We start from the raw sequence: 9,351 nt of genomic DNA, 5'->3' as shown, positions 1-9,351 counted from the left end.
GTCATGAGAAAGCCCATATAAATGGGTAATGTACAAGTTGCTGTAGAAGCATGTTTAGTTCGTCTGATCACAGATACGTTATAAACTATTGTAATACTTTTTTGAATCCGTCAATGCGTAAGTCCTAATACATATCTTTTTTTAATTAAAAAATATAAGCATCTCTAACCATGAGAGATGCTTATATTACTATTGCAAATTATTTAGCCAATTCGGCATTAATTGCATTGATGATACGTGGATCATCTGCGGTAATATCCGGTGCAAAGCGAGCCACTACTTCACCATTTTTATTGACCAGGAATTTTTCAAAATTCCATAGCACTTCAGGTGGCTGGTTTGGAGTCAGGCCGTAATCAACTAGATCTTTCCACCATGGGCCTTCACCGGTACGTTCAGGAATCGCTTGGGTTAAAGCAGCATATAAAGGATGTTTGGCTTCTCCAACGACCGGGATCTTGGCAAATAGCGGGAAATCGACCTGATAATTTACTGAACAGAATTCCTGGATTTCCTTCTCGCTGCCTGGCTCCTGTGCCAGGAAATCATTTGATGGGAAACCTAGAATCTCCAGACCTTCGGCTTTTTTCTCATTATACAGCTTTTGCAAACCTTCATATTGTGGAGTCAGGCCGCATTTAGATGCCACATTGACGATGAGCAAAACTTTGCCCTGATACTGATTGAGAGTGAATTCTGCACCCTGAATGCTTAATACTGGAATGTCGTAGACTGAAGTGCTCATATGAAGTCCTGTTTTTGATGTGTTTATCCTGTCGAATGTTGTAACGGGTATTCCGGCTGAGTACAAGTAAAAACATGTAGGGCAGTCGGGTAAATTTAAATCCATGCATTAATTTTATGTGAAAAATCAATTATGCTTGCGCTACACAATACGGCGTTGAATTGAAAGCTGCTGGCTTGGACTTGCAGACAATGCTGAACCCTACACTTTATGGATGAGTATATGACACAGCAACACAAGGTAGTGTGGTGGGCACTTTTACTGCCATTGGCAGCAGTACTGATCTGGTCACTGAATATTGTCGTGACCCGCTATGTGACCGACTTTATCTCGCCGGTGAGCATCAGTTTTTATCGCTGGTTTTTTGCCTTTCTGATTCTAACCCCGTTTATTTTGCCGCGGGTGATTCGTGAGCGTGCCCTGATTGTGCCGCATCTGAAACAGCTGGCAGTGCTGAGTGCCTTTGGTCTGGTGCTGTATCAGGGACTGGCTTATACCGCTGCACATTACACCACCGCCACCAATATGGGCATTATTAATGCCTTTATTCCGATTTTTACCATTTTTGTGTCGATGCTGATTCTGCGCGATATTCCGAATCGCTACGCCATTATTGGCAGTCTGTTGTCCTTTGCCGGGCTGATCTATGTGATGGGGCAGGGCAATCCTTGGGGCCTGCTGCATGCCGGCGGCCAATGGGGCGATCTGCTGATGATTATCGCCGTGTTTTTCTATGCCTTTTATGGGGTTTTTCTGAAAAAATGGCAGCTGCAGATTCCGTTAATGCTGAGCCTGTATGTGCAGATTCTGTTTGCGCTGCTGTATCACCTGCCGTTTGTGGCCTGGTTGGGTCTTGATGCCATCAATATGACCAATGCCGGCAGCGTTATCTACGCCAGTATTTTCCCTTCATTAATTGCCCCTTTGGTGTGGATGATGGCGATTCAGCGTCTGGGACCGACCCGCACCAGTATCTTTATGAACCTGATGCCGGTGTTTACCGCTTTAATTGCCTTTGTCTGGTTAAAAGAGGCCTGGACCATTTATCACAGTATTGGTGGGGCGATTATTCTGTTCGGAATTGTGCTGGCCCAGAAAAAAACTGTGGCGCCAGTGCTCCTGAAAGCCAAATAGTTGCCCAAAAAACGAACAAACAAACTTAATTTTTTGCTTGAATGATCTCGTGAATAAAGGCAAATAGACTTTAGTCGAGAAGAGTAGCTTTAGCTTCTTTAAAAAGCACTTTAAAAAGAGCAAGATAATTTGAATTTTTTTCAAATAATGATTGATTAATCATAGGTTTAAGCTGTTTTTTAAGAGCTAAAATATATTTGTTTTTTTTAAACTGTTCGCCCATAATACGCTCCATCGCAGATCAGCGACTGTTGCTGAAATGCCCAGAGATTTCGATACCCTCTGGATGTGATAATACACATCCTTTTTTATGCTCAGCCATCCCTATATGGCTGAGCTTTTTTTTACCTTAAAACTTTAGTCGGATTTGAAAAAGCCAAAAAATAAATCCGTGCTCAAGCGCGGATCACTTCACCTGTCACAGCATCAATAATTTTGCTGGGTTCCTGACTCAGTCCTAAATCGCCATTTAAGTAGTTCAGGCTCTCAGATTCTTTAAAGTATTGTTTTGCGTCCTGCAGTGAAAGTGCTGGATTTAGACCTGCCGGATTGGCACTGGTCGAAACGATATAGCCTCCAAAAGCCTGACATAAAGCCATACATAAAGGGTGGGTGGTAACACGTACCGCAACTTTAGGATGATTGCCTTTAATCCAGGCCGGAATATCTTCACTGGCAGGTAATAGCCAGGTGGTGGCACGTTCGGATACGCTGCGGTTGGTCCATGAGGCAACAACACGTTCGCGGATTTCTGGTGTCAGTGCTTCTAGTAAATGTTCTACTTGGGAAATATGTCCAGCAAGAAGAATCACACCTTTTTCAATTGGACGCTGTTTCAGTTGCAGAATCTGGTGAAATGCCTGTTCGTTGTGAGGGTCACAGCCCAAACCCCAGACAGCCTCTGTAGGGTATGCCAAGACTTGTCCTTGTTTCAGGAATGTCGCTGCTTCGGCAACAGAGGTGGTGATCATGTATATACCTTTTAAAAACAACAAAGGGCTATTGTGAACCTTATTTGCCTGTACGACAACGTAGAAACATACCGGCTTGTTGTGTACTGAAACCGAGTAATTCCAGTTCCATCAACTGTGCTGTGATTGTGGAAACATCCTGGCTGAGTTGAATGCTGATCTGATCTAGGCCTTGTCCGATCCAGTCGAGCTGGTTGTAGAGCGGAATCAGGTGTGCTGGAATCTCGATCAATTCGGGTTCACTATTTTCTGCTTTGTAAATTTGTTCAGCTGCCTGCCATTGGGTGGCTAATGCCAGATCTTCAACCACCTGGTCTGGATGATCAATCAGAATTGCACCTTCGCGGATGAGCTGGTGACAGCCTTTGTGATTTTCACTGTAGATATGTCCGGGAATCGCAAACACGGTTTTTCCTTGTTCGGCAGCCAGTTTGGCAGTGATGAGTGAGCCACTTTTAAGGGCAGCTTCAGCCACAATAACACCCAGACTCAGTCCACTGACAATACGGTTACGCCGTGGAAAATGATGTTGCAGAGGCGGAGTACCGGGCAAAAATTCTGTAATCACCGTGCCGCCTTGGGCAATGATCTGTTCTTTTAATGGCTGATTTGTCGCCGGATAGGTTTGATCCAGACCCGTGCCCATCACTGCAATAGTACGATGCTGCTGCAGCGCTGCCCGATGTGCCGCTTCATCAATGCCTTGTGCCAGTCCACTATTGATATAAAAACCTTGTTCACTTAAGTAATACGCAAAATCATAAGCCATCTGACGGCCGTGATTGCTCGGTTTGCGGCTGCCCACAATTGCCACTTGTGCCTGTAATAAACTGTCGGCCTTGCCCTGACCAAATAAAATCGGCGGTTTATCGGTGTAGTGACTCAGTTGCTGCGGATAGTCCGCTTCATTATGTAATAAAATAAAGTCGCAAGTTTTCTGGATCTGCTCCAGACAAAACTGAAACTCGCGCTGGGAATCTTTGCAATTGAAATCCTGAAGCCGCTGGATATGATTTTTATGAACGCCTAGTTTTAGCCAGGTCTCGACTTGATCCGGCTGAACAGCATCAGCAAGATTTTCATAATATTCAGATAAGCGATAGAAACTGGTGAGGGAATGCTGGACTACATACCATAAGCGAATGTTGTCCAGTTGAGTCGTAGATAACGAATTCAACATATTGAGACCTATCTTGCGTCTTCTTATTTTTATAATGAGTAATGAGGTTAATATGATGCTGAATCACAGCATCATATTAAAGTTCTTTTAAATTATTCGTCCAGCAGCGGTGGCTGAATGCTAGCGCCAACTTTGATCGGCAATTCACTGTCTAGGACATAGGCATAGCTGAACTGGTCAAACGTTTTGAAGACCATGACATTACCAATGCGTTCGCCCGGAAGCTGCACACGCTCTTTGGTTTTTGGATCAGTCACGACTTCACCTTGCTGATTCACACTAAACACATGACCAGACTGAACACCATGTGCTATGCCGCGGTCAATGGTGACAACACTATGACGTGCAGCTGTACCAATTGAACCCAAAACACGAATGATCTGACCACCTGAAATGTTGTTTTCCGCATTTACTGGATAGAACAGGGTAGGCAGCATTGGATCATATTCTGGTAGTACCCGGTCACCACGACGGACTTCAGCATTATAGCTATCTGTCAATTCCAGCGTGGTGATATCACCTTCACCACGGACTGCAATACCAGAAGCGACCTGCTGTAGTTCTAGGGCAGCGGTGTATTTTTTACCATTGGCATCAGTCAGTATGTAAGGTTCAGCTTCGCGGTATACTGCATAGCGTTGACCCACTTCCAGGCCATTGCCACGTGCATAAACTTTCTGGCCTTTACCAGCCAGTACACGTTGATCAGCTGTACCCAGAATATAAGGAGTGCCTTCAATAGAGTCTGCTGCCATAATTGTATAGCGTTCTAGCCATTGCTGGATATGGGCTAAAGGAATAACAGGAATGGTATTGTTGAGCGATTCAATACGCACCTGAGGCTGTAACTTATTCGTGCCAAGGTAGCGGTTGATGATACCGGTACAGCCATCACCTTCATCTTTACCAATGATTGGGCGGCCCTGGTAATCACACATTAGCAGACGGTCACCCGGGAAAATCCAGTGTGGATTTTTCACATGCTTATTGCCTGCCCAGATTTCTGGCCAGCGTACCGGATTTTTAAGAAAACGCTTGGAAATATCCCATAATGTGTCACCTTTTTTTACCACATAGACATTCGGTGCTGATGCTTTCAGGCTTGGTGGATTGACATTACGAGCTGGCGCTGCATGTGTAGTTGAAATTGTCCCCATACCAACACCCACACAAACTGCAAGTGCGAGCATTTGATTTTTAATCCCCAAGGCACTAAAAGATGGCATGCCCTTCAAAACCTTTTTCATTATCATAATTCCTAAAATTATGTATGTAAGTTGCGTTATAATAACGATCTTACACACAATTTTTTAATGAAGCATTCCTTCATTTGGTTTTTTGATCAATGGCATAATTGAGGACGCAGTATGGCCTTATTACCTATTTTAAGTTTCCCGGATCCCCGTCTTCGTACCATTGCACAACCAGTCGAAGAGGTTACTGATGAAATTCGTCAGCTCGCTGCAGATATGTTTGAAACCATGTATGAAGCGCCCGGCATCGGTTTAGCCGCGACACAAGTCGATCGTCATATTCAGCTGATTGTGATGGACCTGTCTGAAGATAAAGATCAACCCATGGTGTTCATTAACCCCAAAATTACACCATTGACTGAAGAAACACAGCCATACGAAGAGGGCTGTCTATCAGTACCTCAAATATACGATAAAGTTGAGCGTCCGTCACGTGTAAAAATTCAAGCAATTAATCTTGAAGGTCAAGCATTTGAGGTTGAGGCGGATGGTCTGTTGGCTGTATGTATCCAGCATGAAATGGACCATTTAAATGGTAAACTTTTCGTGGATTATTTATCACCTTTGAAGCGTCAGCGTGCCCGTGAAAAAATTGAAAAGGCAGCGCGTCAGCGTGATAAAGCCAAAGTTGCAGTGAAACGCTAAGTATTTTGTCGTATTGATGCATTGATTATTGCCCAGTTTTTACTGGGCTTTGTTATAATTAACGGTGACAAATTTTTATTTGCCCTTCTCCTATGGTGATACGTGGCGGGTTGCTACTTTCTCTGGCAGCCGCATTTTTACAGATCGCTGTATTCCTGCAGCCTTTGCTGCCGAAGCAATATCAGGTTGCTCCGGTCTGTGAAACCATCACGCGTGCACTTTTTTTGCCTTTATCACATGAGCATCACGCTGCTCATTCTCATCATACTGACCACAGTATTCAGACTGCGTCTGTAGAAGTTGCCCATGACCATCATGATGCCAATCATCAATGTCAGTACTGTACTGTCTACGGCAATCTGGTCCTGCCACCTGAACTGGATCTAAAAGAAGTACTGGATCGAATCCAGGTTCGACTGATTGCATTTAAACAAGCATTCAGTCATGTCTGGTTTGTTCTGCAACAACTTTTTCTGCTACCGCAGGGCAGGGCACCACCACTGTTTGCATAAATCCACGTTGTTTTTGCCTGGGTCTTAATTGACTTAGGCCGTGTTCAATTTATGTATTCAGTGAGATAGAAATGGCTCAGCCTAAATTTTCTTTACAGCCTCTTGCGGCTACGATTTGTGTTGCTTGTTATTCTTCGACGGTACTGGCAAATGAAACCATGCCAGTACAGACCATGGCTCCAATTGTGGTGACTTCTGCTACAGGCAATGATGCTAATGGGCTGATTGTACGTGCAGATCCTAAACAGCCGATTCAACCCATTCCTGCCAGTGATGGTGCTGACTATCTGCAAAGTATTGTAGGCTTTAGCTCGGTTAATAGTGGGGCTGGTACCAATGGTGATGTCACTTTCCGCGGTATGTTCGGTTCACGCATTAAAATCCTGACTGATGGCACTGAAAACCTCGGTGCCTGCCCAAGCCGGATGGATTCGCCCACTTCATATATTTCTCCAGAAAGTTATGATCGTATTTCAGTGATTAAAGGCCCGCAAACGGTTCAGTATGCCAATACCGGTTCGGCAGCAACCGTCATTTTTGAACGTACACCTGAACAGTTTGGGGAAGATCAACATTATCGCGGTCAGGCCAGTGTTTTGATGGGTTCCTTCGGGCGTTTCGATCATAATGTCGAAGTTGCAGCAGGTGATGAACAGAAATATATTCGCCTCAATACCAACCGCTCGGTAGCCAACAGCTATCAGGATGGTAATGGCAATACTGTGCCATCAGACTGGGAACGCTGGAATGCTGATCTGGCTTTAGGCTGGACACCTGATGAAAACACCTGGGTAGAACTGACCGGTGGTAAGGCTGATGGTGAAGCAGTGTATGCTGGCCGTATGATGGATGGTTCCAAGTTTGCCCGTGAAAGTTTAGGTTTGCGTGTTGAAAAGAGAGATGTCAGCGACGTGATTCAGAAAGTAGAAGGGCAGATCAACTATAACTATAACGACCATGTGATGGATAACTATAGTCTTCGTGATTTTAAACCTACCAGAATGATGCCAAATGAAACAGCCACAAACGTTGCACGTAAAACTTTAAATGCGCGTGTCGCGATGACCAGTGACTGGGATAAGATCAAACTGATCTCTGGTGTTGATACGCAAAACAATGAGCATTCGATTCGTAAGACAACAAATGGTGTTTCCTATCAGAATCTACCTCGTATGACCGACATGGAATTTCAATCCATCGGCGCGTTTGGTGAACTGACTTATGATTTGGGCAACGACAATCAATTTGTCACAGGTCTGCGTTTAGATCAGGTGGATGTCGATGCAGTTCAAAGTAATCAGTCTCGTCAGCAACTTTTACCAAGTGGCTTCCTGCGTTTTGAGAACATTCATCCTGGACATGAAGATGGCAAAACCTATATTGGACTGGGTTATGTGGAGCGTATGCCAGACTACTGGGAGCTGTTTAGTCCTAAATCAGGCAATGGAAATACTAATACCTTTAAAAATATCGACACTGAAAAGACCTTACAGCTTGATATTGGGTATCAGCACTCGCATGGTAAGTTCAACTCATGGGCATCAGCATACGCAGGTTTGATTAATGATTATGTGTTAACGACATATAAGCCTACTGGCATGATGGGGATGTTGGAAGCTCATAGCCGGAATGTTGATGCCACCATCGCTGGTGCAGAAGCCGGAATTGGTTATCAATTGACTGATGCGATTCAGGCTGACGTGAGTGCTATGTATACCTGGGGTGAAAATACGACCAATAATGCGCCGCTACCACAAATTTCACCTTTAGAAGCGCGAGTTAACTTGCGCTATATTCAAGACAAATACAATGTTGGGTTATTGTGGCGTGTAGTGGATGGTCAAAACCGTATTAGTAAGAATGAAGGTAATATTGTTGGATACGATCTACAGCCAAGTGCAGGCTTTAGCATATTATCGCTAAATGGAACCTATAATTTAGCAGAAGACATCGATTTATCAGTGGGTATTGATAATGTGTTAGATAAAACCTATATCGAGCATTTGAATAAGATGGGAAATGCAGGTGTCGGTCTAGCGGCTAATGAACAATTCAATAATATGGGACGAAATTACTGGGCAAGAATCAGTATGAAGTTCTAATCTGATTAGATTCAGTACAAAAAGCAGGACGAAAGTTCTGCTTTTTGCTTTTTTAATTTAATAAAATTTATAAAAATCAAATATTTAATTATTTTAACCATTTCCAAATAAAATAATGAACATTTTTATTTAAATATTTTTTATATATAAAACAGTTATTTATAAATATTGTGGTTTATAAAATAAACACACGTTTCAAATGTTTTAAAAAAGGTGTTGCAAGGCATCTGAAATGCTGTAGAATGCACATCCATCGGCGGTGATGAAGATTAAAACTTCTGATAAAACAGTAACTTAGTTAAGATTGGTTGAGTTAGGTTTTATTTGATAAGTTTAAAAATAATCTGATTTACTAGTTGACTTTCTAGAGATAGAGAGTAATATAGCCGACCTAGCTTGATGCTGACGAAGCATTGAGAAGATCATTAAGAGATTATGAAGAACAACTTGTGTGGATTTTTACTGGTTGATTGATCGAAATTATTTTCATTGATTGATGGTAGAAATTACTCGAAGTTTATTTGAGAAATGAATGTCAGAAAATTGATGAGCCAAGATTTGGTGTTTTGAATAAAGCACTATTGATTTTAAACTGAAGAGTTTGATCATGGCTCAGATTGAACGCTGGCGGCAGGCTTAACACATGCAAGTCGAGCGGAGCGAGGGTGCTTGCACCTTAGCTTAGCGGCGGACGGGTGAGTAATGCTTAGGAATCTGCCTATTAGTGGGGGACAACATTCCGAAAGGAATGCTAATACCGCATACGCCCTACGGGGGAAAGCAGGGGATCTTCGGACCTTGCGCTAATA

The 9,351-nt window shown here is 43.3% G+C and carries 9 protein-coding genes and 1 rRNA gene; 5 read left to right on the top strand and 5 right to left on the bottom strand.

Annotated features, from left to right (window positions below):
- Positions 1-199: 199 nt before the first annotated feature.
- Positions 200-745 carry a glutathione peroxidase gene (locus tag C3420_RS15695; RefSeq protein WP_004895284.1) on the bottom strand — a complete coding sequence of 182 codons (546 nt, stop codon included), beginning with the start codon at positions 743-745 and terminating at the stop codon, positions 200-202.
- A 222-nt stretch (positions 746-967) separates the two neighbouring features.
- Between C3420_RS15695 and C3420_RS15690 the strand changes: the two genes are divergently transcribed.
- Complete coding sequence (locus tag C3420_RS15690) at positions 968-1,879, top strand: DMT family transporter (protein ID WP_103800985.1); 912 nt, start codon at positions 968-970, stop codon at positions 1,877-1,879.
- Between the two features lie 70 nt (positions 1,880-1,949).
- On the opposite strand, the gene C3420_RS17705 is transcribed toward C3420_RS15690, so the two are convergent.
- The 4 genes from C3420_RS17705 to C3420_RS15670 all read right to left on the bottom strand — a co-directional run bounded on the left by C3420_RS17705 (position 1,950) and on the right by C3420_RS15670 (position 5,277).
- Complete coding sequence (locus C3420_RS17705; protein ID WP_005220261.1) at positions 1,950-2,102, bottom strand: hypothetical protein; 153 nt, start codon at positions 2,100-2,102, stop codon at positions 1,950-1,952.
- 172 nt (positions 2,103-2,274) lie between these two features.
- A complete protein-coding gene (locus C3420_RS15680) occupies positions 2,275-2,850 on the bottom strand; it encodes an L-threonylcarbamoyladenylate synthase (RefSeq protein ID WP_103800984.1) in 576 nt (191 codons plus the stop codon).
- Positions 2,851-2,890: 40 nt separating this feature from the next.
- Positions 2,891-4,030, bottom strand: a complete 1,140-nt coding sequence (gene dprA, locus C3420_RS15675) for a DNA-processing protein DprA (RefSeq protein WP_103800983.1) — start codon at positions 4,028-4,030, stop codon at positions 2,891-2,893.
- 92 nt (positions 4,031-4,122) lie between these two features.
- Positions 4,123-5,277, bottom strand: coding sequence for a LysM peptidoglycan-binding domain-containing protein (locus C3420_RS15670; RefSeq protein WP_103800982.1), 1,155 nt, complete (start codon positions 5,275-5,277; stop codon positions 4,123-4,125).
- Between the two features lie 120 nt (positions 5,278-5,397).
- Between C3420_RS15670 and def the strand changes: the two genes are divergently transcribed.
- From def to C3420_RS15645, 4 genes are all read left to right on the top strand, one after another.
- Positions 5,398-5,928, top strand: a complete 531-nt coding sequence (gene def / locus C3420_RS15665; protein ID WP_005220256.1) for a peptide deformylase — start codon at positions 5,398-5,400, stop codon at positions 5,926-5,928.
- Positions 5,929-6,020: 92 nt separating this feature from the next.
- Positions 6,021-6,440: a DUF2946 family protein gene (locus tag C3420_RS15660; protein ID WP_103800981.1), complete on the top strand. Its 420-nt coding sequence runs from the start codon at positions 6,021-6,023 to the stop codon at positions 6,438-6,440.
- Between the two features lie 71 nt (positions 6,441-6,511).
- A complete protein-coding gene (locus C3420_RS15655; RefSeq protein ID WP_103800980.1) occupies positions 6,512-8,542 on the top strand; it encodes a TonB-dependent copper receptor in 2,031 nt (676 codons plus the stop codon).
- Positions 8,543-9,131: 589 nt separating this feature from the next.
- Positions 9,132-9,351: ribosomal RNA gene (locus tag C3420_RS15645) — 16S ribosomal RNA — on the top strand; the annotation flags it as partial.

Source organism: Acinetobacter sp. ACNIH3 (assembly GCF_002918965.1).
GTDB classification, from domain to species: Bacteria; Pseudomonadota; Gammaproteobacteria; order Pseudomonadales; family Moraxellaceae; genus Acinetobacter; species Acinetobacter schindleri.
This window is presented reverse-complemented; position numbering and strand designations above follow the sequence as displayed.

Coding starts and splice junctions, on each gene's coding strand:
- C3420_RS15695 (WP_004895284.1), bottom strand. CDS start 745: ATGAGCACTTCAGTCTACGACATTCCAGTATTAAGCATTCAGGGTGCA.
- C3420_RS15690 (WP_103800985.1), top strand. CDS start 968: ATGACACAGCAACACAAGGTAGTGTGGTGGGCACTTTTACTGCCATTG.
- C3420_RS17705 (WP_005220261.1), bottom strand. CDS start 2,102: ATGGGCGAACAGTTTAAAAAAAACAAATATATTTTAGCTCTTAAAAAA.
- C3420_RS15680 (WP_103800984.1), bottom strand. CDS start 2,850: ATGATCACCACCTCTGTTGCCGAAGCAGCGACATTCCTGAAACAAGGA.
- dprA (WP_103800983.1), bottom strand. CDS start 4,030: ATGTTGAATTCGTTATCTACGACTCAACTGGACAACATTCGCTTATGG.
- C3420_RS15670 (WP_103800982.1), bottom strand. CDS start 5,277: ATGAAAAAGGTTTTGAAGGGCATGCCATCTTTTAGTGCCTTGGGGATT.
- def (WP_005220256.1), top strand. CDS start 5,398: ATGGCCTTATTACCTATTTTAAGTTTCCCGGATCCCCGTCTTCGTACC.
- C3420_RS15660 (WP_103800981.1), top strand. CDS start 6,021: ATGGTGATACGTGGCGGGTTGCTACTTTCTCTGGCAGCCGCATTTTTA.
- C3420_RS15655 (WP_103800980.1), top strand. CDS start 6,512: ATGGCTCAGCCTAAATTTTCTTTACAGCCTCTTGCGGCTACGATTTGT.